Source organism: Porticoccus sp., from assembly GCA_023261185.1.
In the GTDB taxonomy this organism is placed as follows: Bacteria; Pseudomonadota; Gammaproteobacteria; order Pseudomonadales; family Porticoccaceae; genus Porticoccus; species Porticoccus litoralis.
The window spans coordinates 1-22,409 of the sequence record JALRJN010000053.1 but is presented as its reverse complement, the minus strand read 5'-3'; the positions used below and the strand labels follow the sequence as shown (position 1 = coordinate 22,409).

Here is a 22,409-nt window from a genome sequence, read left to right as displayed (position 1 = left end):
CTACAGACATAAAAATAGACAAAGTATTTATCGGTAGTTGTACTAATGGTAGAATCGAAGATTTAAGAGAAGCAGCAAAAATTTTAAAAGATAAAAAAGTATCGTCACATGTTAATGCTATCGTAGTTCCAGGTTCAGGCTTAGTAAAAGAACAAGCGGAGCAAGAAGGATTAGATAAAATTTTTGTTAATTCAGGCTTCGAATGGAGAGAACCAGGCTGTTCTATGTGTCTGGCAATGAATGCAGACCGCCTGGGGGCGGGGGAGCATTGTGCCTCTACCTCCAACCGCAACTTTGAAGGTCGTCAGGGCAATGGTGGCCGTACCCATCTGGTGAGTCCTGCCATGGCTGCTGCTGCGGCGATTGCCGGTCATATTACCGACGTACGCGCGCTGGATTGAGGAGATTACCGTGAAAGCATTTACCGTACACAAAGGGCTGGTGGCGCCCATGGATCGCGCCAATGTCGACACCGATATGATCATTCCCAAGCAGTTCCTTAAGTCCATTAAGCGCAGCGGTTTCGGCCCGAATCTGTTTGATGAGCTGCGTTACCTGGATGAAGGTAGCCCCGGTCAGGATTGCACTGCGCGCCCGTTGAACCCGGATTTTCCACTCAACTGGCCTCGCTATGCTGGCGCTTCGGTGCTGCTGGCGAGGGAAAATTTCGGTTGTGGTTCCAGCCGCGAGCATGCTCCCTGGGCCCTGGATGACTACGGCTTCCGCGCCGTGATCGCTCCCAGCTTTGCCGACATTTTCTTTAATAACTGCTTTAAGAATGGGTTGCTTCCTATTGTTTTTGAAGAAAAAATAGTCGACAAGTTGTTTGAAGAGGCAGAGGCTGCTGAGGGTTATGAGCTGACTGTCGATCTGCCTCGTCAGGTGGTCGTCAAGCCGGATGGAGAAGAACTCCCCTTTGAAGTTGATGCGTTCCGCAAGCACTGCCTGCTGGAAGGTCTGGATGAAATCGGCCTGACCCTTAAGGAAGCTGATGCCATTCGCGCTTTTGAAGCGGGTCACGGTAAAGCCAACCCCTGGCTTTACCATGCCATTAAGTAGGGAATAAAAAATTATGAGTAAGCAAGTACTGATACTTAAAGGCGATCACATTGGGCCGGAAATTGTCGATGAGTCGCTCAAGGTACTACGTAAAGTGGATGAGCAGTTTGGTCTGGAGCTGGTCTTTGAAGAGGGCCTGCTGGGCGGCGCTGCCTGTGATGCTGTGGGTGAACCTTGTCCCGATGAAACTCTGGAAAAAGCCCGTCGCAGCGATGCGATTCTGATGGGTTCCGTGGGTGGACCCGAGTGGGACGGCCTGGAACGCCACCTTCGTCCGGAAAAAGGGTTGTTGAAGCTGCGCTCCGGGTTGGAATTATTCGGCAACCTGCGTCCAGCCATTCTTTACCCGCAGTTGGCTGAGGCATCGTCTCTTAAGCCCGAGATTGTTGCCGGCCTGGACATTCTGATCGTGCGTGAATTGACCGGTGGCATCTATTTTGGTGAGCCTCGGGGTATTCGCGTTCTGGAGAATGGTGAGCGCGAGGGCTATAACACCTACAAGTATTCCGAATCGGAAATTCGTCGCATAGGCAAGGTGGCTTTTGAGGCCGCCATGGTGCGGGACCGCCGGGTCTGCTCGGTTGACAAGGCCAATGTGCTGGAAGCCACCGTATTGTGGCGGGAGATCATGGAAGAGGTGGCCAAAGATTACCCCGAGGTCGAGCTGAGCCACATGTATGTGGACAACGCCGCTATGCAGCTTGTGAAAGCGCCGAAGCAATTTGATGTGATGGTCACCGGTAATATGTTTGGTGACATCCTGTCAGATGCCGCTGCCATGCTCACTGGGTCTATCGGCATGCTGCCTTCAGCGGCGCTGGACAAGAATGGCAAGGGGCTTTACGAACCCTGCCATGGCTCTGCCCCGGACATTTCCGGCCAGGGTCTCGCGAACCCGCTGGCGACGATCCTGTCAGCGGCGATGATGCTACGCTATTCCCTGAATGCACCGGATGCGGCAGTTGCCATTGAGGAGGCTGTGAGCCGGGTGCTGGATCAGGGACTGCGTACCCCGGATATCCATACAGAGGGAACCCGCAAGGTCAGTACTTCTGAAATGGGCGATGCCGTGTTGGCTGCGCTTTGATCGCAATACAAGATAGTCTTTAAACAGGTTTTTAATAGGTCAAATTTCATGAAAAAAGTAGGTTTTGTCGGTTGGCGCGGTATGGTTGGCTCTGTCTTGATGGAGCGCATGCAGCAGGAAAAGGACTTTGCAGATATCGAGCCCATCTTTTTCACTACCTCGCAGATGGGGCAGCCAGGCCCGGATGTGGGTGTTGAAGTTCCGCCGTTGCTGGATGCCAGGGATATCGCATCTCTGTCTCAAATGGACATTATTGTTACTTGTCAGGGTGGCGACTACACCAAGGCGGTTTACCCGGAATTGAGAAACTCTGGCTGGGATGGCTACTGGATAGATGCGGCTTCGGCTTTGCGTATGGCCGATGATGCTCTGATCGTGCTCGACCCGGTGAATCTCAATGTCATCAAAGATGGCATAGCCAGCGGGGTTAAAAATTATATCGGCGGTAACTGCACGGTCAGCCTGATGTTGATGGCCATGGGCGGCCTTTTTAATAAGGGGTTGGTGGAGTGGACCTCCGCTATGACCTATCAGGCGGCATCGGGTGCGGGTGCACAGAATATGCGCGAACTGATTGCCCAGATGGGAGCTATTGAAAAATCCGTGGCTGCCGAATTGGCCGACCCCGCCTCTGCGATACTGGACATCGATCGCAAGGTGGTTGCAGCCATGCGTGGTGACAGTTTCCCCACCGAGAACTTTGGCGCGCCCTTGGGTGGCAGCCTCTTGCCCTGGATTGATGTGCAGCTGGAAAGCGGCCAGAGCAAGGAAGAATGGAAAGGGCAGGCCGAGACCAACAAGATCCTTGGTCGAAGCGGTGATACGCTGATTCCCGTGGACGGTATCTGTGTGCGCATTGGCGCCATGCGCTGTCACAGCCAGGCGTTGACCGTCAAACTGACGCAGGATGTTCCCCTGGATGAAATCGAGTGCATGCTTGCTGAGTCCAACGACTGGGTAAGGGTGGTTCCCAATGACCGCGCCGTTACCCTCAAGGAGTTGACCCCCGCGGCAGTGACCGGTCATCTGCATGTGCCGATAGGTCGCTTGCGCAAGATGAACATGGGAAATCAATATCTGTCTGCTTTCACCGTGGGTGATCAACTGCTGTGGGGTGCGGCGGAACCTTTGCGGCGGATGCTGAGAATACTCCTGGAAAGCTAGCGGGCCCGATTTCCATCAAAAATGCCACTTCACGTTATGCGTAGTCGTGGCATTTTTGTGCGACTGGTCATAAATCCTTATGAAGGTCCGGTCATTTTGTTTGTTTTTAACGATACTAGCGGTTGAACAATTCTGTTGACTCATAAATACTTGCAGCAACAACCTCAGATCATGTAAATGGTTTTTTGTGTGCCGATGATGCTGACTGCAGGTCATTAGTTCACAGCAAAACAGGGAATATCGTATGAAGTTTCGTCACTTGACCTTGGCTGCCGGATTTCTCGGTGCGGTTATCACCAATCATGCGTTCGCAGTGGGGTTGGGAGAAATTACCCTTAACTCCGCCCTCAATGAGCCGCTGGATGCAGAAATTGAGCTTCTCAATATCGGTGAGTTGACCGAACTGGAAATGCTTGCAGGTCTCGGCTCACAGACGGACTTTGACTCTGCCGGTGTTGAACGACTTTTCCTTCTGACTGATTTGCGTTTTGAGGTCAATATCTCTGACAAGGGCAACCCGGTCATTCAGGTGTCATCAAAAAGGCCTATCCGTGAGCCCTATCTGGACTTCCTGGTGGAGCTGGATTGGCCGGCAGGACGCTTGTTGCGAGAGTACACACTGTTACTGGATATGCCGCTATACGCGACGGAGAAGCCTGTAGCAAAAAAGATTGAGGCTGCGAGCTCAGGCGCGCAGCCTACGGCAACATCACCTGCCGGGCCCAGTACCCCGGTACCTGCTAGTGCGACGGCCTCCCCGGCACTGGCCATTAGTGACGATGAATACCAGGTTGCCAGTGGCGACACGGTATGGGCTATAGCCTCAAAAATCCGGCCTCAGGGTGCGACCATGTCGCAAACCATGGCTGCAATCAAACAAGCAAATCCCGATGCGTTTATCGGTGGCAATATCAATCTGCTGAAAAAAGGCGCAGTACTTCGCCTTCCTGAAGGCAGTGATATTCAGGCGTTATCCGCAGCAGACAGCGCTACTGAGCTAGCGACTGTTGAATCTGCAGCTGAAGCTACACAGGCACCGGTGCTGGACGCAACCCCTTCTACTCAGAGCAGAGATGTAGACGAAACCTCCGGTGAAGGACGCCTGAAACTGGCTGCCTTGGGTGCAGACGAAGCATTATCTGCCGCAAGTGCCGGAGAAGATGCGGAGGATGGCTCGGAAGGCACCTCTGTTGGTGCAGGAGCTGATCTGGACGTTGCTCGTGAAGAGCTTGATAGAGCGACTCGTGAAAATGCGGAGCTGAGAGAACGCATTGCCATGCTCGAAGAGCAGCTTTCCACCAATGAGCGCCTGCTGGAAATTCAGGACGATTCCATGCGGGCAAGCCAGGTGGCAACGCTGGTTGAGCCTGATGGGATAGAGCCCGAGAGTGACACAGCCGAGCAGGCCACCGCTTCTGAAGCTACCGAAGAAGAAACACCTGCATCTGCTGTTGCGGCAAAAGCTGATACTGCTTCCAGTGAAGAGGTTGCTGCAGAAGCTGAGAAGAGCAAACCAGCAAAACAGGATAAAGGCTTCGATATTTCTGCGTGGATGGACTACCTGCTCTATCCCGCGATTGCTCTATTAGCGTTGCTGCTAGCTGTGTTGATGTTGTTCAGAAACCGTAAGTCGGACGACGAAACTACTGACGAGCTATCCCTGCAAACGCTGGCTAATAAAGACGAGCCGTTGGTTGCGGAAGAAATAGATGATGAGACGCAGCTCAGCGATAGCGATAAAGAGTACATTGCAGAGTTAGCTGAAGACCTTGATGAAGAAGGTCTGCAGGATCTGGAAGACATTGAAGAACTCGATGAGCTGTGGCTGGAGGATGGCGAAGGCGTCGATCCCAAAGGTGAAGCCGACATCTACATGTCACTAGGCAATTACACCCAGGCAGAGAATATTCTCAAGGGTGCCATTGAGCAGGATCCACAGGACACGGCCTTGCGCTTGAAATTGCTGGAAGTCCACGTCAATGCTAATGATCCTGATGCCTTTGCTGAACAGTACCAGCAGTTGCTGGCACTGAATGACCCTGAGGCTGAAGCCAAGGCGGTAGCTTTAAGGGCTGAGTTGATCCCCGAAACAAGCTTTGAAGAACCCGAGAACGTTTCCGAATCCCCCGAAGTGGCTGAACTTTCTGCCGTTCAGGAAGAAGAGAGTGATTTTGTAGAGCCATCCCTGGACTTCGATCTGGGCGATGTGTCACCGGATTCCATCCCTGAAGCTCTGGAAGAGCCAGCGGCAGAAGCTGAGCCAGCCGTAGCGTCGGGAGAAGAACCTGAACTGGAGATGCCGGAAGAATTTGACCTCGGAGCAGAAACACTCGAAGAAAGCCGTGAAGAGATCCTCGAGGAAGCCCCCGAAGCGCCTGAAGAAACCGCAGATTCGGACTTTGATCTCGACCTTGATCTGGAAGACGTCGACCTGGATTCACTGTCCACTGAAATCGACGAGGAGATGCTTGATGTCGATTTGGGTGAAGTGGAAGCTGAACCCGAAGCGCCTGTGGTTGCAGCTGAAGAAAGCTTTGTAGCACCAGATGTACTGGAAGAACAAACACTCGAAGAGCTGGAAGATTCTATTTTATCTGGCGCTGATGATGAGGAGGACGCCCAGAGTCTGGATGATGAGCTCAAAGCGTTTGGTGACGAAGATGAGTGCGACACCAAGCTGGTTCTGGCAGAGACTTATATGGACATGGGTGACCCTGAAAACGCTCGTGATCTGCTAAATGAAGTGATTGCAGAGGGTACTGATGAGCAGATACAAAAGGCTCGCAATCTGCTTGAAACAGTGACCTGACAATTATGACCCAGGGGAAACCCTGGGAGTATTTGCCCAACGGCCTGGTGCCTGAGGGTGAAGTACTTCCAGAAGGTGTAAAACGCATCGCTGCTGCCGTCGAATACGACGGCAGCGCTTTTTGTGGCTGGCAACGTCAGACCCATAGTCCCAGTGTTCAGTTTCATGTTGAGGCGGCGTTGACCCAGGTGGCCAACGAACGTATCACTGTCGCTTGCGCCGGCCGAACAGATACGGGTGTGCACGCGACTAACCAAGTGATTCATTTTGATACCCGGGCTGATCGTAATCCAAGAAACTGGGTGTTGGGCGTCAATGCCAATCTTCCGTTTGGTATTCGTTTGCACTGGGCAGAGGAGAAATCTCCACTGTTCCACGCCCGCTTTGCAGCCAGAGCCAGAACCTATCGCTACCTGATTGTTAACCAACCACAGCGTTCAGCGCTTTTTTACCACTGGTTGACCTGGGAAAAGCGACCACTCGATGAAGTGCAGATGCATCGTGCAGCCCAACTCTTACTGGGTGAGCGAGACTTCAGCTCATTCAGGGCCGCGGGTTGCCAGTCCAATACGCCAAACCGGAATGTCCACGCCGCAAAGGTCTGGCGTCAAGGTGACCTGGTTATTCTGGAAATTACGGCAAACGCTTTTCTACATCACATGGTCAGAAATATTGTTGGGGCACTACTTTGTGTAGGGAGAGGCGATTACGCATATACATGGCCTGGAGAGCTATTGGCTCTCTGCGATCGCACCGAGGCACCACCAACAGCCGCTCCCAATGGTTTATATCTGGTTGGTGTGAACTATCCAGATGAATTTGACGTACCAGTATTTAAGCCTGGGCCTCAGTTTATCAATCAAGAATAGGCGGGTAAGGCAATAGGCGGAATGACCCCTTTTTGCTACAATCCGCACCCTCGCTACTGGAAGCTGCTGTGAAACGAACACGCGTAAAAATCTGCGGTATTACAAGGCATGAGGATGCCATTGTAGCTGCAGAGGCCGGTGCTGATGCCATTGGCCTGGTGTTCTATTCAAAAAGCCCCCGTTTTGTGGACTATACAAGAGCGGCGTTGATTGCCAGCGCAGTGGGTCCGTTTGTGACGACGGTGGGTCTATTTGTCAATGCTGCGGCTGAAGAGGTTGATAGGGCGATACGTGCTGTTGACCTGCAATTGTTGCAGTTTCACGGGGATGAGGATGATGCCTATTGCCGCCAGTTTGGCAGGCCTTATATCAAGGCAATCCGCATGGCGCCGGGAATTGACTTGCCGGCAATCGTGGCTAGTTTTCCCGGTGCGTGCGGCTTTCTGGTAGATGCCTGGCACAAAGATAAATATGGCGGTACCGGTGAACGTTTTGAATGGCAAAGGTTGCCCAAAACGGTGGACTTTCCACTGATTCTGGCTGGCGGCCTGGGACCGGAGAATGTTGCTGATGCCGTGGCGCAGGTTAACCCTTATGGTGTGGATGTCAGCGGAGGTGTGGAAGATGCACCTGGGGTGAAATCCTCACAACGTATTCAACAGTTTATTGCCCGGGCTAATGCCGGGTGAGTTTAGGAGAGCCCAGTGAACGAGAAAATCAAAGTGGATTTTAATCATATGCCAGACGCCCGGGGGCACTTTGGCCCCTATGGTGGGCGTTTTGTCTCCGAGACGCTGATTTATGCTCTGGATGAGCTGGAAAAAATTTATCGCAACCTCAAGGATGACCCCGAGTTCCAAGCGCAGTTTGATTACGATTTGGCGCATTATGTTGGCAGGCCCTCACCTCTGTATCTCGCTGAACGCTGGACCCGTGAGACGGGTGGGGCGCAGCTGTACCTGAAGCGAGAAGATCTAAATCACACTGGAGCCCACAAGATAAATAACACCATTGGTCAGGCGCTGTTGGCCAAGCACACAGGAAAAAAACGTGTGATCGCGGAAACTGGTGCCGGCCAGCACGGAGTTGCCACGGCAACTGTTGCGGCTCGGCTGGGCCTTGAGTGCCACGTTTTTATGGGCGAAGAGGATGTTCACCGCCAGTCCCTGAACGTTTACCGTATGAAGCTGCTGGGTGCGACGGTTATTCCCGTGACATCCGGTTCAAAAACGCTGAAAGATGCGATGAACGAGGCCATGCGCGATTGGGTAACCAATGTGGACAACACCTTCTACATTATTGGCACCTGTGCGGGCCCTCATCCATACCCCAAACTGGTTCGTAACTTCCAGTCCGTCATCGGTCGGGAAGCGCGTCAGCAGTCGCTGGATCAGGCAGGGAAGTTGCCCGATGCCCTGGTGGCTTGTGTTGGTGGCGGCTCCAATGCGATTGGTCTGTTCCACCCCTTCCTTGAGGACGAGTCGGTCAGAATGTACGGCGTCGAGGCGGGCGGCTTTGGCGTGGCGACAGGTAAGCATGCTGCACCGTTAAATGATGGCATACCGGGCGTACTACACGGTAACCGTACGTATCTGATGGAAGATGAGAATGGTCAGATTATTGAAACCCATTCCATCTCCGCCGGGTTGGATTACCCTGGCGTGGGTCCAGAGCATGCCTGGCTAAAAGATATTGGCCGGGTTAATTACGTTGCCATTGATGACGATGAAGCCATGGATGCGTTCCGTCGCCTGACCAAGGTGGAGGGCATCATGCCTGCCCTGGAATCCAGTCATGCCGTGGCCTATGCAGAAAAGCTGGCCCGCCAGATGGATCCTGACCAGATGATCGTGGTTAACCTGTCCGGTCGCGGTGACAAGGATATCCTCACCGTGGCAGAAATCGATGGCATCACGGTTTGATACTCGCGGCAATCACAAGAATTATTGGAAGTAACTGAGTGAACAGAATAAGTAAACGCTTTGAGAGTCTTAGAAAACAGGGCCGCAAGGCACTGGTACCCTATGTGGTTTCGGGTGATCCGGCAAAAGGAGTTACGTTGCCGGTAATGCATGCACTGGTGGAGAGCGGGGCGGACATCATTGAGCTTGGCGTGCCGTTTTCTGACCCCAATGCTGAAGGCCCGGTAATTCAGAGGGCACACGAACGTGCCCTGGCCCACGGCAGCAGCCTTCGTGATGCGCTGGCCCAGGTTAAACAATTCCGCGAAACTGACACAGAAACCCCGGTGTTGCTGATGGGCTATGCGAATCCCATTGAGCGTATGGGCTACGAAACCTTTATCGCTGCTGCACTTGATGCAGGTGTGGACGGGGTGCTGACGGTGGACCTGCCGCCAGAAGAAGCTCAGGAGTTCAATCAGCATCTCAGTGAAGCCGGTATTGAGAATATCTTTTTGTTGGCACCTACCAGCAGTCACGAACGTCAGAAAATGGTGACCTCGATGGCGGGCGGGTTTATCTATTATGTGTCACTGAAAGGAGTGACGGGGGCCGGACATCTGGATGTGGTTTCGGTGCAGGAGCACGTCGACCATATCCGTTCATTGACTGAGCTGCCGGTATGTGTAGGATTTGGCATCAAAGACGGCGCTTCGGCACGTGCTGTTGCGGACCTCTCCGATGGAGCTGTGGTCGGCAGTGTGCTGGTTAACCGAATGGCTGAACTTGCTGAGTCTGGCGAAGTTGACCCGTTAGTTTATGCTAAAGGGGTATCAGCGTTGATTGCAGAGATGCGTCAGGCTCTGGATAACTAACGGAATTGACTATGAGCTGGTTGGAAAAAATTCGTCCGAAAGGACCTGCAACCCAGAAGAAAGATCGCACCCAGAGTGTTCCTGAAGGGCTGTGGAAAAAATGTCCAAAGTGCAGTGCGCCACTCTATCGCCCTGAGCTGGAAAAAAACCTCGATGTCTGCCCTAAGTGTGATCACCATCTGCGTATTGGTGCCCGCCGCCGTCTCGACTTTTTTCTCGATGAAGACGGTCGCGAGGAGCTGGCAACAGAGGTAAAACCCATTGATCGTCTGAAGTTCAAGGATGTCCGCAAGTATAAGGATCGACTCGCCGATGCCCAGAAAGCGACTGGTGAAGACGACGCGCTGGTTGCCATGAAAGGGACCCTCAAGGGGATGCCGGTTGTTGCGGTGGCCTTTGAATTCGCCTTCCATGGCGGCTCCATGGGTTATGTGGTGGGTGAGCGCTTTACCCGTGCCGCCCAGGTGGCGTTGGCAGAGGGGATCCCGTTGGTGTGCTTTTCGGCTACCGGCGGTGCACGCATGCAGGAAGCGCTGATTTCTCTGATGCAAATGGCCAAAACCAGTGCCATCATCGAAAAGCTGAAAGCTCAGGGAACACCTTACATCTCGGTAATGACTGACCCCGTTTATGGTGGCGTGTCTGCCAGCCTTGCTTTACTGGGTGACATTAATGCGGCCGAACCTGGTTCGCGTGCCGGTTTCGCCGGGCCTAATATTATCGAACAGACAATCCGCCAGCGCTTGCCAAAAGGGTTTCAGCGTGCAGAGTTCCTATTGGAGCATGGTGCCATCGACCTGATTATTCCGCGTCCGCAAATGCGCGATACCATCGCCTCGTTATTGTCCAAATTTACCAATACCCCGGAACCCGTCAGCATAGATGCTCCCTCGTTCACTGAGTGAATGGCTGGGCTTGCTGCAACAGCGACACCCCACTGAAATAGAGCTTGGGTTGTCGCGTGTCGGGCGCGTTGCCCGTGATTTACAGTGTCTGTCCCCTGCAAAAAACACCGTGACCATCACCGGTACCAATGGCAAGGGCTCCTGTGTCGCTGCGTTACAGGCCCTGTTGATGGATCAGGGCTATCGAGTGGGTTGTTACACCTCTCCCCACCTTATTGATTACAACGAACGCATAGTCATTCAAGGTGAACAGGCTTCGGATGAGGCAATCTGTCAGGCTTTTCAGCGTATAGAAGAGGCGCGTGGTGACACAAGCCTAACCTACTTTGAATTCGGTACTCTCGCGGCGCTGATACTGATGTCCGAAGCCGAGCTGGATGTGGCCATTCTTGAAGTGGGGCTGGGTGGCAGGCTTGATGCGGTCAATATTGTTGATGCCGGCATCGCGATTGTGACCAGTATTGCTCTCGACCATCAGGACTGGCTGGGCGATGACCTTGATAGGATAGGGGCAGAGAAGGCCGCCATTGCCCGACCCGGACGCCCCTTGTTGTGTGGGGATGACTTTCCGGTTGAAGGTATCGTTCGCACAGCCGCTGATATTGGTGCGACACTTCTCGTCAATGACCGCGATTTTTCACTCGGCCAATTTCAATCGGTCCCCGATCATCGCTTGCCCGCCAACAGTGTGGCCTGTGCCCTGCAGGCCACCCATATGATTACCGGATTGCCGGCGAGTGATATCAGCACCCAGCCTTTGTCCCTGGTGCAGGTCCCGGGCCGTTTTCAGGAAGCAAGTGTTGCAGGGGTGCCGGTTATTCTCGATGTGGCACACAACCCTCAGGCCGCCGGGTTGCTTGCTGAGCGATTAGTGCCCCAGAAGGGACGCCTGCTCGCTGTGGTTGGCATGATGGCCGACAAGGATATTATTGGGACACTGCAGCCGATGATTCCACTGGTCAGAGCATGGTTTCCCTGCAGCATCCCTGAACAGTTACGAGCCGCCACGGAGGGAAACATAGAAGCATTGTTGTACAATGCGGGAGCTGCTGCCAATGGCGAGGTATACTGTTGTTCTTCGCCGCTGTCTGCGTTTGAAAAGGCGTTGCAGCACGCTGGAGAAGGTGACAGGGTAGTGGTGTTTGGCTCCTTTTTTACTGTGGGCCCGATACTGGAACACATACAATCTTCCTGAGAAGGAATGGCTTGTGCTGACAGAAAATGTAAAACAGAGAATTGTCGGTGGTTTTGTCCTGTTGGCATTGCTGCTTATTTTATTTGCCGTGCTGTTCGACTTCTCCGATTCGCCCCAAGTCGACACCACCAGCCGTATTCCACCCAAGCCGGCGATCGCGCCAGTTACCGTTCCAGAACCCCAGCGCCCGGTTGATATTGATCCAGCTCCCGCTCCCGAAGAGGCCTTTCAGCTGGGCGTGGAGAGTGCCGAACAGGCCGAGCCCATCACTATTTCACCCCCCACTCTGACAGAGAAAGGTCTGCCCGAATCATGGGTTTTACAAGTGGGAAGTTTCCGTGATTCCGATCGGGCACAGACTCTTGTCAAGCAGTTGCAAGCCGATGGCTATGACGCGTTTGTCCAGCAGCAGCGTCATAACGACAGTCAGCTAAACAGGGTTTTTGTTGGCCCCAACGTATTGAAAGAAAAACTCCTGCAGGAAAAGGCTGTGATTGATAAAAAATACAGCCTCAATGCGCTGCTGGTGCATTTTGAACCCTGACCTCAAAGTGGTGCTCTGTTACACTTTGTCGCTGTTTTCGTGAGGTTTGATCATGAATTGGGCTGACTGGGCCATCATCGCAATCCTGAGTTTATCGGCGATCATCAGTTTGGTGCGCGGATTTGTGAAAGAGGCCATGTCGCTACTGATCTGGTTAGCGGCGGCGGTGATCGCATCGATTTTTCATGATGAACTCGCCAGTTGGATGGAACAGCTCATTACCACGCCATCTTTGCGTATGCTGGCTGCCTGGGTAACGCTGTTTATTGCCGTGTTGATTGTCGGTGGTATCTGTAATTATCTGCTGGGCAAACTTGTAGAAGCGACAGGACTCAGCGGCACAGACCGCCTGATGGGATTGTTGTTTGGTGTGACCCGCGGAGTCGTCATTGTCATGGCGGTGTTGATTATTCTGACGGAAATGTTGCCGGTCAAACAGGATTTGTGGTGGCAACAGTCCGTGATGATTTCGTTTTTTATGCAATTTGAAGACTGGGCCAGGGATACCGGCGCGGCGGTACTGAACTTTTTAAAGAATTTGCTCTGAACGCAATAAAAACAGCTTGGTAAACGACGGTTATAGAGGTTGCCTGACCCATGTGTGGTGTAGTCGGAATTTTTGGTAGAAGTGATGTCAAACTGCAGCTCTATGATGCATTGACCATGTTGCAACATCGTGGACAGGATGCCGCAGGCATCATGACTTGTGTGGGTGGACGCCTTAACCAGCGTAAAGGCGTTGGACTTGTTAAGGATGTGTTTCACACGCGCCATATGGCCGAGTTGGAAGGCAATATGGGCATCGGGCATGTGCGTTACCCGACGGCAGGGAGTTCGGGCCCGGCTTTGGCGCAGCCTTTTTATGTGAATTCTCCCTACGGAATCTGCATGGCCCACAACGGCAACCTGACCAATACAGAAGAGTTGCTGGAGCACTTGTTCAAGTCGGACCTGCGCCACATCAATACGGATTCCGACTCAGAGGCACTGCTCAATGTGTTTGCCCACGAGTTGCATTTGCTGGGCAAACTTAAGCCGACCCCGGACGATATTTTCGAGTCCGTTAGGCGCGTGCATCGCCGCTGTCGAGGCGCCTACGCTGTGGTGGGTATGATTGCCAATTACGGTATGGTTGCATTCCGTGATCCCTTCGGTATTCGCCCGCTGGTTTTTGGCAAGCGCCAGACAGACAACGGTACTGAATACATGGTTGCGTCTGAAAGTGTTGCGCTGGATGTGCTGGGCTTTCAGGTGGAGCGCGATCTTGCTCCGGGAGAGGCGTTATACGTGGATGAGAGCGGTGAGCTGCACTTGCATCAGTGTGTGGAAAACCCCCGCCTGACCCCGTGCATTTTTGAGCATGTGTACTTTGCACGCCCGGATTCAATTATCGATAGTATCTCGGTTTACAAATGCCGGTTGCGCATGGGTGAGCACCTGGCTGAAAAAATCCTGAGATGTTACCCGGACCACGACATTGATGTGGTGATCCCAATTCCCGATACCAGTCGTGTGGCGGCCCAGTCGATTGCGGAACATCTGAACGTCAAATTCCGGGAAGGCTTTATGAAGAACCGCTATATCGGGCGGACTTTTATTATGCCTGGCCAGAAAGAACGCAAGAAATCTGTGCGCCAGAAACTGAACGCGGTGAAGTTGGAATTCAAGGGCAAAAACGTGCTGCTGGTGGATGATTCCATTGTCAGAGGCACCACATCCCGGGAAATTATTCAGATGGCCAGAGACGCTGGTGCGAGCAAAGTGTATATGGCGTCTGCCGCTCCAGCGGTGCGCTACCCGAATGTTTACGGCATCGATATGCCGTCTGCTGGCGAGCTCATTGCCCACAACCGCACCGAGAAAGAGATTGCTGAGCTGATCGGTGCCGATTGCCTGATTTACCAGGATCTAGAAGATCTTGTGGCCAGTGCCTCCGAGGGTAACGCCAGCATCGAGAAGTTCGACTGCGCGGTATTTGATGGTAATTATGTGACAGGCGATGTCGATGGCCTCTATCTCACCAAGCTCGATGCGCAGCGTAATGACCAGGCGAAAAGTAATAATAAACGCTCTACCAGTCCCGGCAATGGTGAAGTGATTGGGTTACACAACCCCGGTGGTGAGGCAGAGTACCGGCAATGACAGAACAATACGATGACGACCCACTTTTTGGTGCAGCGCTGGATACGCTGGCTATCAGGGCGGGACATTTGCGCACAGCCGAAGGTGAACACGGCGAACCACTGTTCCTCACCTCGAGTTATGTCTTCGCCAATGCAGCCGAGGCGGCGGCTCGGTTTTCCGGCGAGCAAAGTGGCAACGTCTATTCACGTTACACCAACCCGACGGTGCGTAATTTTGAGGTTCGTATCGCCGCCCTGGAAGGGGCGGAACAGGCAGTGGCTACATCATCCGGTATGGCCGCCATTCTCAGTACCTGTATTGCCCTGCTAAAAGCCGGGGACCACGTACTGTGTTCCAGAGATGTGTTTGGTACCACAACGGTATTGATGGAAAAGTATTTGGGTAAATTCGGCGTGCAGAGCTCGTTTGTCCCTGTCACCGATCTTGAGCAATGGCGAGAGGCATTGCGCCCGGAAACAAAATTGCTGTTTCTGGAAACCCCGTCAAACCCCCTGTGTGAAATTGCCGATATCAAAAAGCTGGCGGCGCTGGCTCATGAGCATGGTGCGCTGCTGGTGGTAGATAACTGTTTATGTACCCCGGCGTTGCAACAGCCATTGGCGCTGGGTGCCGACCTGGTGGTCCACTCTGTCACCAAATATCTCGACGGCCAGGGCCGCTGTCTGGGTGGTGTGGTGTGTGGCCGCAGTGAACTGGTCAATGAAGTGCTGGCATTTATTCGTAGCGCTGGTCCCACCATGAGCGCCTTCAATGCCTGGGTATTTCTAAAAGGCCTGGAAACACTGCGCTTGCGTATGGATGCCCATTCAGCGAATGCCATGTCTCTGGCGCTCTGGCTACAACAACAGCCGGCAGTAGAAAAGGTATTTTATGCCGGACTGCCTGATCACCCGGGTCATGAGCTTGCTACAGAACAACAGCGCAGTTTTGGCGGTGTACTGTCATTTCGAGTTAAAGGTGGTCGTGAGCAGGCTTGGCGGGTGATCGACAGCACAAGAATTCTGTCACTTACCGCCAACCTAGGTGATGCCAAGACCACTATCGTTCACCCTGCGACGACCACCCACGGTCGCCTTAGCGACGAGCAGAAAGCAGCGTCGGGAATTACTGAAAATCTGATCCGTATCGCAGTCGGTCTCGAGGATATAGAGGATATTAAAGCCGACTTGAAGCGCGGCCTAGATTCTCTCTGAACAAGAGAGGCTAACAAACGGCCCGCAGTGATTTTCACAGGGGATGAGGCCTCTATGCAAAAGGTAGTAGACAGACTCGTCGCGGATATTGGTACCGTGCTGATCGGCAAGGAAGAACAGATCAGACTGGCTCTGGCCTGCCTGTTTGCCCGGGGCCATCTACTGATCGAAGACCTGCCGGGAATGGGTAAAACCACCCTGGCACAGGCTTTAGCCAGAGTTCTTGGCCTCTCCTACAACCGCATTCAATTCACCAGCGATCTGTTGCCGGCGGATATTCTCGGTGTGTCGGTCTATGATCGCGAGCGCAGCTTGTTTGAATTCCACCCGGGCCCGGTGTTTAACCAGTTATTGCTGGCGGATGAGATCAATCGCACCACGCCTAAAACCCAGAGCGCGCTACTTGAGGCTATGGCGGAAGGGCAGGTTACCGTCGAAGGCGAGACCAGGCCGTTGCCGACACCTTTTTTCGTGATCGCTACCCAGAACCCGGTAAGCCAGTCGGGTACCTATCCGTTACCCGAGTCGCAACTGGACCGATTTTTAATGCGTATTGAGCTGGGTTACCCGGACCCGGCCTCAGAAAGGCTGTTGCTGAGCGGGACAGATCCACGTCTGCGGCTGGTGGATATGAAGCCCTTACTTAATCCCGATCAGCTGCTGAAGATCCAGCAGCAGGTCAATCTCGTTAAAGCCTCCGAAAGTCTGGTGGATTATCTTCAGCGGTTGGCGCAATACACTCGTGATGAAGCCGTGTTTCAGAGCGGGCTTTCCCCGCGGGGAACCCTGGCAACACTGCAATGTGCACGCGCCTGGGCGCTGATTCAGGCACGTCAGTACGTGATTCCGGAGGATGTGCAGGCAGTATTCCCGACTGTTGCTGGGCACCGTTTACGCGGTGCCGGTGAATTTTCGGGGCATGACAGTGGCCTGCTGGTGCAACGGGTGCTTAACGCGGTAGATATTTTGTAAGTCCCGCACTTACGGCACGACCCCATAGAGACAAAAGGGTTATGAAAACAGTGATCCGTAATCTCTACCAACAGCGTTTTTCCCGGTGGCTTGAACGGCGTTTGCCGGCGGCACCGGAAGTGACGCTAAACCGCCGCAGCCTGTTTATTTTTCCTTCGTCTACCGGGTTCGCCTTCTTCCTACTCATCATTCTTTGCTGGCTGGCGGCCACCAACTACGAAAATAATCTGGTATTTGCAGTCACCTGCTTGCTGGTGTCTCTATTTGTGGTCTCCATTCTGCAGTGCTTTGCCAACCTTTCGGAAATTACCATCAGTTGCCTGAAGGTGACACCGGGTTTTGCCGGGCAGGGCATTACCCTGGAATTATTGTTGCGGCAACGGGGCAATCGCTACCGTGGTGCCATCCAGTGTCGCTTTCCCAAAGGTGAGATGACGACGGTATCCCTGGGAGATAGCAGCCAGTGCCGTTTCAAGCTAACCGTCCCGGCTGGACACCGTGGCCTATACAACCCAGGGCGCCTGAGGATTGAAAGCGTTTATCCGGTGGGTTTGCTCAGGGCCTGGAGCCACGTTGATCTGAATATATCGGCACTGGTCTATCCGGCACCAATATTTACGGAGCAGGTGCCGGTGGGTGTGCGCTCCAGTGATGATGGTGCCATGCAAGGTGCTGAAGGTGGGGACGATTTCCTGGCTCTAAAGACCTACCGCCCCGGTGATTCCCTCAAACATGTGGCCTGGAAACACTATGCCCGGGAGCAGGGATTACATACCAAGCACTATGGTGACAACTTCGACCAACAGTTGTGGCTGGACTGGGATCAATTCCCCGGCCTTGATCGCGAGGCACGGCTCTCCCGTCTGTGTGGCATGCTGTTACGCGTCGCCACCACCGATCAACCCTACGGCTTGCGATTGCCGGGTATCGTGATTGAACCAGATCTAGGTGAGTCGCACCGTCAATACCTGCTGGCCGAGTTGGCCCTGTTTGATGTCCCTCAACGGGAGCGCCAGCAATGATTCCAGTCTGGCAAATCAGTCGGCAAGGGCTGTTCTGGCTGCTGTTGGCATTTGTTGCCGTAATTATGATGCACGCCGATCACCTGCCTCGTTGGGTGTTGGCGGCCTCGGTAGTAGCCGTCGTATGGCGTATCCAATGTTACCGAGGCGCATGGTCGGTTCCTGGCCGATGGCTGAAAATGACCTTGCTGGCCGTTTGCGTCGGCGGCCTGCTGCTGGAATACGGCCAGCCCATTGGCCTTGAACCTATGCTTGCATTGCTGGTGACAGCCTACATGCTGAAACTGCTGGAGATGTCCCACCGCAGAGATGCCTATCTCGTGGTGCTGCTGGCATTTTTTGTGGCCGCGTTGACGGCACTGTTTGATCAATCGATGGTATCTGCAGGCTATCTTCTGGGCTGTCTGCTGCTGGTGTTGGCGGCACTGGTAGGACTGCACCATGGGGATCAGCCTGGAGGCACTTTGCGCCCGTTGAAAGTGGCTATTTCCCTCCTGTGTCAGGCATTGCCCTTGATGGTGGTGTTGTTTCTGCTGATGCCGCGAATCGGCGCACTTTGGTCCGTGCCGATTCCTACCCATAAAGCAAAAACCGGTGTGACCGACAGTATGTCACCGGGTGATTTCAGCCAATTGGGTCGCTCGGCTGAACTCGCCTTCCGGGTCAGTTTTGATGGACCCATTCCTCCACAGCGGGTGTTGTACTGGCGTGGGTTAGTGCTATCTGATTTTGGTGGTCGCACGTGGAAGCGTACTCGCCGCACCAGTATGGACGATGGCGCACTACTGCAGTGGTATGGCCAGTCGGATAAGAGCTGGGATCAATTGATCGACCGTCGAGGTCAGCCTCTGAACTATTCCGTGGTGATCGAACCAACACAGCAACTTTGGTTATATGCCCTGGATACGCCGTTGCCTCGCAGTCGTGGGGTGGCGTTAACTCGGGATTACCGCCTGCTGGCAAACCAGCCATTGAGCAGTAAGCGCCAGTATCAGGTGCAAAGCTGGCTGGATCACAGTATTGAAGTTGGAGGGCTTTCCCGTGACCGTCGTGCTATCGAATTGCAATGGCCCGAAGGATACAACCCCAGAACGTTGGATCTGGCTCGTGAATGGCGCGACAAAGCATCCAGTGACAGAGCTTTCATCCAGAGAGTGCTGGGTCTCTTCAACAGTGAATTTATCTACACGTTACAGCCGCCGCTTTTGGGCCAACACAGCGTGGACGAATTTCTGTTTGAGTCAAAACAGGGTTTCTGCGAACACTTTGCCGGCAGTTTCGTGTTCCTGATGCGCGCTGCGGGTATTCCCGCCAGGGTGTTGGCGGGGTATCAGGGCGGGGAGCGCCATCCGGATGGTTATTTGCTGGTCAGGCAGTACGATGCACATGCTTGGACGGAAGTCTGGTTGGAGAATGAAGGTTGGGTCAGTATAGATCCCACAGCTTCCGTGGCGCCGGAGCGTATTGAGGGGGATGTGCAGTCCCTATTGGGTAGTGAGGAGGGTTTTCTGGCGGATTCTCCTGCCTCTCTGGTGCGGTTTCGCCATATCGGCTGGATTAATCGCCTGAGGCTTGAAATGGAAGCACTCAACTATCACTGGGCGCTGTGGGTGTTGGGTTACGACCAAATGCAGTCGTCGGTGCTGACGCGGTTGCTGGGAAAGATTTCCGTGTGGCGAATTGCGATTGCGCTGCTTGGAACTGGCGGAGCAGTTCTGTTGCTGATTGCTTTGTGGCAGTGGATTCCATCAAGAAGATCGACAACCAACCCCATCGACCGCCAGTTTATTTTGCTCTGTGAACATCTGGAAAAACAGGGCATTGAGCGCAAACCGGGGGAGGGTGTCAGGGCCTTCACCCAACGTGCTGCCTCCTTGCGACCAGAAATGGCTGAGTTGCTCAGATCATTCTGCGAACAGTTTGAATCCATGCGTTACGGCGGCGAGACACCACAAGACATACTGCTTGAGGAGAAGCTGCGGGCCCTGCGCAGGGCAAAATAGCGCTGGCTACTTGGTGAGCATATTGCGCGCGCCTTTCACAAAGTTTTTCGCCTTGTTGTCCTGCTCATAGTCGGCAGCTGGCATGTTGATACCTTTTTGGAAAGCGGGTCGCTCGTTCAGTCTTTCAATCCAGGCCTGCAGATGGGGGAAAGGCTCAATATCCACCCCGGACCAGTTATGGATACGTACCCAGGCCCAGTTGGCGATATCGGCAATACTCAACTCATTAGTGAGGTATTCACGGCCTTCCAGATGACCGTTCATCACGCCGAAAAGTCGTTTGACCTCGTTTTGGTAGCGGTCAATGGCCGGTTGGTAGGTTTCTTCCCAGTAGCGGTACCAGACATTGGCTTGCCCCATCATCGGTCCGATGCCGCCCATCTGGAACATCAACCATTGCAGGGCGCGGGAACGTTCTTTCGGGTCTTTTGGGAGTAATTGCCCGGTTTTTTCCGCCAGGTAAATCAGGATAGCGCCGGATTCAAACACGACAAAATCATCATTTGCCCTGTCGACAATGGTGGGAATTCTGCCGTTGGGATTGAGTTTCACGTACCAGGGTTCTTTTTGTTCATTATCGCTGAGGCTGAGATGATGCATCTGGTAAGGAAGATCGAGCTCCTCCAGTGCAATGCTTACCTTGTGGCCGTTGGGTGTGGCGGCTGTATATAAATCAATCACGAAACATTACCTCCCAATAGTGGTCAACAAAGTGTAGGGTTGAGACTTGCAGTTGGCAAGTAGAATGTTCGGTCAAGAATAGGAGAGTCCCGATGTTTGGCTATGCCCAGAAAACCCAGATGATTACACCGGAACTGGCTCTGCCGGGGCGGGATGAGGCTATCGAGATCAGTGGCCGTCACCTGGTTAACGGTCACAGCATGATGCCGCCATTCCCTGAAGATTCCGAACAGCTCGTGTTAGGGCTCGGTTGTTTCTGGGGTGCAGAACGGCGTTTCTGGACCCAGTCGGGTGTGATTGTTACAGCCGCGGGGTATGCCGGCGGCTACACCAAGAATCCCACCTACGAAGAAGTCTGCACAGGGCTTACTGGCCACACCGAAGTGGTGCTGGTGGTTTACCAGCCACAGCAGGTCAGCCTCGATACTCTGCTGAAAGTGTTCTGGGAGTCCCACGATCCTACTCAGGGTATGCGCCAGGGTAACGACGTTGGCACCCAGTACCGTTCGGCGATCTACTGTAGCGATACAGAGCAGCTTGAAAATGTAGAATCAACAAGAGATAAATATGACAACCTGCTGATTAATAAAGGATATGATGCTGTAACAACGGAGGTTAAACTACTGGATCAGTTTTACTATGCCGAGGATTACCACCAGCAATACCTAGCCAGAAACCCCAATGGCTACTGCGGTCTGCGCGGCACCGGGGTTAGCTGTGAGCTGTAACTTGGCCACTGAATCGCCATTCCCATTGGCTATCGTCAGCTTTTAAAAGGTTCAATATCCCCCGGTTTGCGCAACATCTTGTCGACTTCTGCCGCGTGCATTTCCTCTGCGGCAATCATGCGGCGGGCATACTCTTCTAGTAGTACGGAGTCATCCTTCACCATATCGAGCAGTTCGTAATACAGTTTTCTGGCCTTGCCCTCGTGATCCAGGGATTCCCGCAAAATATCGCCTATATCGTGTTTGTGGGTTTCCAGCAGGGGGCCGATACCCAGCGAGGGGTGCCCGCCCATTGCGGTAATCAATTCACCGGCTTCCTGCGCGTGGGTCAGACTGTTGTTCGCCTCTGAGCGCAGCCAGCTGACGATGGGAATACGGCCGTAGCCGAACACCATCAGTGCATAGTGGTTGTAACGGACCACCCCAGCCAGTTCGAACTCCATAATGTTGTTGAGCAGTGCAATAATCTTTTCCTGATTTTTCATGGCCATGTCTCCTCTCTATCATGCCCTTGAACACGGGCGCCAAGGGTTCCTTTTCAGGATAGTAGAGGGAACAAATCGCGGCCAACAGGCTGCTAGGTAAAGGCTTCGACAAGCATCAGAACACCACACAGGGGCATCAGGATGAGGGTATAGGTCCGGAAACGGGCAACATTGATCGCCAGCAGGTGGCGGTGAGCAAGCCACGCGCCCACGGCACCGCCAAGGCCGAGACACAGGCCAAGTGTGAGAATTTCCTGGCTCATCACCCCGAAACCGGTGTAAGCAAGCAGTTTGGTGAGTTGTAGCACCAGCGAATTGATGGCCTTGGTGGCGATGAGCTGTTCTTTTTCTAGCCCGTAATTGAGCATGAACGGGTTTTGTACCGGCCCGGTTCCCCCAACCAGAGCAGACAATCCAGCAATAACCAGTCCCAAGGGGAAAAACCAGCGAAGCCGCATGGGAAAAGAGCGGGTGGACTTACCGAAACGGAACTGAAATACCGTGGAAACCAGAAAGCTGCCCAGCAACAGCTGAATCCAGAATACCGGAAACTGGCTGAAGGCCCAGGCGCCCAGAATGGCACCGCAGACACTGCCTGGCACCAGCCAGGCACATACCTGCCAGTTCACATCCTTGCGAAACAGCCATACTCTGGATGGGTTGGCGACAAAGGCGCCGACACTGATGGCAGGAGCAACCACTTGTGGACCCACCAGCCAGGTAAGCACCGGAATCATCAGTAGAGCAGCACCACCGGCGGCCACGGTACTGA

Annotated in this window: 22 protein-coding genes; 19 read left to right on the top strand and 3 right to left on the bottom strand. The window is 53.6% G+C overall.

Annotated elements, in window-relative coordinates; translation table 11 throughout:
• The 18 genes from ACYZYZ_RS04845 to ACYZYZ_RS04760 form a co-directional block, all read left to right on the top strand.
• On the top strand, positions 1-401 hold a 401-nt coding region (locus ACYZYZ_RS04845; protein WP_461483456.1), incomplete at its 5' end, for an aconitase family protein.
• Between the two features lie 10 nt (positions 402-411).
• A complete protein-coding gene (gene leuD / locus ACYZYZ_RS04840) occupies positions 412-1,059 on the top strand; it encodes a 3-isopropylmalate dehydratase small subunit (protein ID WP_305168921.1) in 648 nt (215 codons plus the stop codon).
• 13 nt (positions 1,060-1,072) lie between these two features.
• Positions 1,073-2,146: a 3-isopropylmalate dehydrogenase gene (gene leuB / locus ACYZYZ_RS04835; RefSeq protein WP_305168920.1), complete on the top strand. Its 1,074-nt coding sequence runs from the start codon at positions 1,073-1,075 to the stop codon at positions 2,144-2,146.
• 48 nt (positions 2,147-2,194) lie between these two features.
• On the top strand, positions 2,195-3,310 hold the full coding sequence (gene asd, locus ACYZYZ_RS04830) for an aspartate-semialdehyde dehydrogenase (RefSeq protein ID WP_305168919.1): 1,116 nt from the start codon (positions 2,195-2,197) through the stop codon (positions 3,308-3,310).
• Positions 3,311-3,554: 244 nt separating this feature from the next.
• Positions 3,555-6,119 carry a FimV/HubP family polar landmark protein gene (locus ACYZYZ_RS04825; protein ID WP_461483455.1) on the top strand — a complete coding sequence of 855 codons (2,565 nt, stop codon included), beginning with the start codon at positions 3,555-3,557 and terminating at the stop codon, positions 6,117-6,119.
• Between the two features lie 5 nt (positions 6,120-6,124).
• Positions 6,125-6,988 (top strand): tRNA pseudouridine(38-40) synthase TruA, encoded by an 864-nt coding sequence (gene truA, locus ACYZYZ_RS04820; protein ID WP_461483454.1) that lies wholly within the window; start codon positions 6,125-6,127, stop codon positions 6,986-6,988.
• A gap of 68 nt (positions 6,989-7,056) precedes the next feature.
• The gene (locus ACYZYZ_RS04815; RefSeq protein ID WP_461483453.1) at positions 7,057-7,677 is read left to right on the top strand and encodes a phosphoribosylanthranilate isomerase; all 621 of its coding nucleotides are present in this window, start codon (positions 7,057-7,059) and stop codon (positions 7,675-7,677) included.
• 15 nt (positions 7,678-7,692) lie between these two features.
• Complete coding sequence (trpB, locus tag ACYZYZ_RS04810) at positions 7,693-8,910, top strand: tryptophan synthase subunit beta (RefSeq protein WP_461483452.1); 1,218 nt, start codon at positions 7,693-7,695, stop codon at positions 8,908-8,910.
• 38 nt (positions 8,911-8,948) lie between these two features.
• On the top strand, positions 8,949-9,764 hold the full coding sequence (gene trpA / locus ACYZYZ_RS04805; RefSeq protein WP_305168914.1) for a tryptophan synthase subunit alpha: 816 nt from the start codon (positions 8,949-8,951) through the stop codon (positions 9,762-9,764).
• An 11-nt stretch (positions 9,765-9,775) separates the two neighbouring features.
• Positions 9,776-10,669 carry an acetyl-CoA carboxylase, carboxyltransferase subunit beta gene (gene accD, locus ACYZYZ_RS04800; RefSeq protein WP_461483451.1) on the top strand — a complete coding sequence of 298 codons (894 nt, stop codon included), beginning with the start codon at positions 9,776-9,778 and terminating at the stop codon, positions 10,667-10,669.
• Complete coding sequence (gene folC, locus ACYZYZ_RS04795; protein ID WP_305168912.1) at positions 10,647-11,864, top strand: bifunctional tetrahydrofolate synthase/dihydrofolate synthase; 1,218 nt, start codon at positions 10,647-10,649, stop codon at positions 11,862-11,864. The genes accD and folC overlap by 23 nt, the downstream gene beginning before the upstream one ends.
• Positions 11,865-11,877: 13 nt before the next feature.
• On the top strand, positions 11,878-12,408 hold the full coding sequence (locus ACYZYZ_RS04790) for an SPOR domain-containing protein (RefSeq protein ID WP_305168911.1): 531 nt from the start codon (positions 11,878-11,880) through the stop codon (positions 12,406-12,408).
• 52 nt (positions 12,409-12,460) lie between these two features.
• Positions 12,461-12,955 (top strand): CvpA family protein, encoded by a 495-nt coding sequence (locus ACYZYZ_RS04785; RefSeq protein WP_305168910.1) that lies wholly within the window; start codon positions 12,461-12,463, stop codon positions 12,953-12,955.
• A gap of 50 nt (positions 12,956-13,005) precedes the next feature.
• Positions 13,006-14,550 (top strand): amidophosphoribosyltransferase, encoded by a 1,545-nt coding sequence (gene purF, locus ACYZYZ_RS04780; protein ID WP_461483450.1) that lies wholly within the window; start codon positions 13,006-13,008, stop codon positions 14,548-14,550.
• Positions 14,547-15,746 carry an O-succinylhomoserine sulfhydrylase gene (locus ACYZYZ_RS04775; RefSeq protein WP_461483449.1) on the top strand — a complete coding sequence of 400 codons (1,200 nt, stop codon included), beginning with the start codon at positions 14,547-14,549 and terminating at the stop codon, positions 15,744-15,746. The genes purF and ACYZYZ_RS04775 overlap by 4 nt, the downstream gene beginning before the upstream one ends.
• A 54-nt stretch (positions 15,747-15,800) precedes the next feature.
• On the top strand, positions 15,801-16,718 hold the full coding sequence (locus ACYZYZ_RS04770; protein WP_305168907.1) for an AAA family ATPase: 918 nt from the start codon (positions 15,801-15,803) through the stop codon (positions 16,716-16,718).
• Positions 16,719-16,759: 41 nt separating this feature from the next.
• Positions 16,760-17,740 carry a DUF58 domain-containing protein gene (locus tag ACYZYZ_RS04765; protein WP_305168906.1) on the top strand — a complete coding sequence of 327 codons (981 nt, stop codon included), beginning with the start codon at positions 16,760-16,762 and terminating at the stop codon, positions 17,738-17,740.
• Positions 17,737-19,743: a transglutaminase TgpA family protein gene (locus tag ACYZYZ_RS04760; protein ID WP_461483448.1), complete on the top strand. Its 2,007-nt coding sequence runs from the start codon at positions 17,737-17,739 to the stop codon at positions 19,741-19,743. Before ACYZYZ_RS04765 ends, ACYZYZ_RS04760 begins: the two co-directional genes overlap by 4 nt.
• 6 nt (positions 19,744-19,749) lie before the next feature.
• Here the strand turns inward: ACYZYZ_RS04760 and ACYZYZ_RS04755 are convergent, their stop codons facing one another.
• Positions 19,750-20,424 carry a glutathione S-transferase family protein gene (locus ACYZYZ_RS04755; protein ID WP_305168904.1) on the bottom strand — a complete coding sequence of 225 codons (675 nt, stop codon included), beginning with the start codon at positions 20,422-20,424 and terminating at the stop codon, positions 19,750-19,752.
• A gap of 92 nt (positions 20,425-20,516) precedes the next feature.
• On the opposite strand from ACYZYZ_RS04755, the gene msrA reads away from it, so the two are divergent.
• Entirely contained in the window at positions 20,517-21,152 is a 636-nt protein-coding gene (msrA, locus tag ACYZYZ_RS04750) for a peptide-methionine (S)-S-oxide reductase MsrA (RefSeq protein WP_305168903.1), read from the top strand.
• Between the two features lie 35 nt (positions 21,153-21,187).
• Here msrA and ACYZYZ_RS04745 read toward each other — a convergent pair whose 3' ends face one another.
• Positions 21,188-21,637 (bottom strand): ferritin-like domain-containing protein, encoded by a 450-nt coding sequence (locus tag ACYZYZ_RS04745; protein ID WP_305168902.1) that lies wholly within the window; start codon positions 21,635-21,637, stop codon positions 21,188-21,190.
• Between the two features lie 92 nt (positions 21,638-21,729).
• On the bottom strand, positions 21,730-22,409 hold a 680-nt coding region (locus tag ACYZYZ_RS04740), incomplete at its 5' end, for a sulfite exporter TauE/SafE family protein (RefSeq protein ID WP_461483447.1).

Excerpts from the sequence above, each read along its gene's own strand:
- ACYZYZ_RS04770 (WP_305168907.1), top strand. The coding sequence starts at position 15,801 with ATGCAAAAGGTAGTAGACAGACTCGTCGCGGATATTGGTACCGTGCTG.
- ACYZYZ_RS04785 (WP_305168910.1), top strand. The coding sequence starts at position 12,461 with ATGAATTGGGCTGACTGGGCCATCATCGCAATCCTGAGTTTATCGGCG.
- accD (WP_461483451.1), top strand. The coding sequence starts at position 9,776 with ATGAGCTGGTTGGAAAAAATTCGTCCGAAAGGACCTGCAACCCAGAAG.
- purF (WP_461483450.1), top strand. The coding sequence starts at position 13,006 with ATGTGTGGTGTAGTCGGAATTTTTGGTAGAAGTGATGTCAAACTGCAG.
- folC (WP_305168912.1), top strand. The coding sequence starts at position 10,647 with ATGCTCCCTCGTTCACTGAGTGAATGGCTGGGCTTGCTGCAACAGCGA.
- ACYZYZ_RS04775 (WP_461483449.1), top strand. The coding sequence starts at position 14,547 with ATGACAGAACAATACGATGACGACCCACTTTTTGGTGCAGCGCTGGAT.
- ACYZYZ_RS04825 (WP_461483455.1), top strand. The coding sequence starts at position 3,555 with ATGAAGTTTCGTCACTTGACCTTGGCTGCCGGATTTCTCGGTGCGGTT.
- asd (WP_305168919.1), top strand. The coding sequence starts at position 2,195 with ATGAAAAAAGTAGGTTTTGTCGGTTGGCGCGGTATGGTTGGCTCTGTC.
- ACYZYZ_RS04765 (WP_305168906.1), top strand. The coding sequence starts at position 16,760 with ATGAAAACAGTGATCCGTAATCTCTACCAACAGCGTTTTTCCCGGTGG.
- leuB (WP_305168920.1), top strand. The coding sequence starts at position 1,073 with ATGAGTAAGCAAGTACTGATACTTAAAGGCGATCACATTGGGCCGGAA.
- ACYZYZ_RS04760 (WP_461483448.1), top strand. The coding sequence starts at position 17,737 with ATGATTCCAGTCTGGCAAATCAGTCGGCAAGGGCTGTTCTGGCTGCTG.
- truA (WP_461483454.1), top strand. The coding sequence starts at position 6,125 with ATGACCCAGGGGAAACCCTGGGAGTATTTGCCCAACGGCCTGGTGCCT.
- msrA (WP_305168903.1), top strand. The coding sequence starts at position 20,517 with ATGTTTGGCTATGCCCAGAAAACCCAGATGATTACACCGGAACTGGCT.
- ACYZYZ_RS04745 (WP_305168902.1), bottom strand. The coding sequence starts at position 21,637 with ATGAAAAATCAGGAAAAGATTATTGCACTGCTCAACAACATTATGGAG.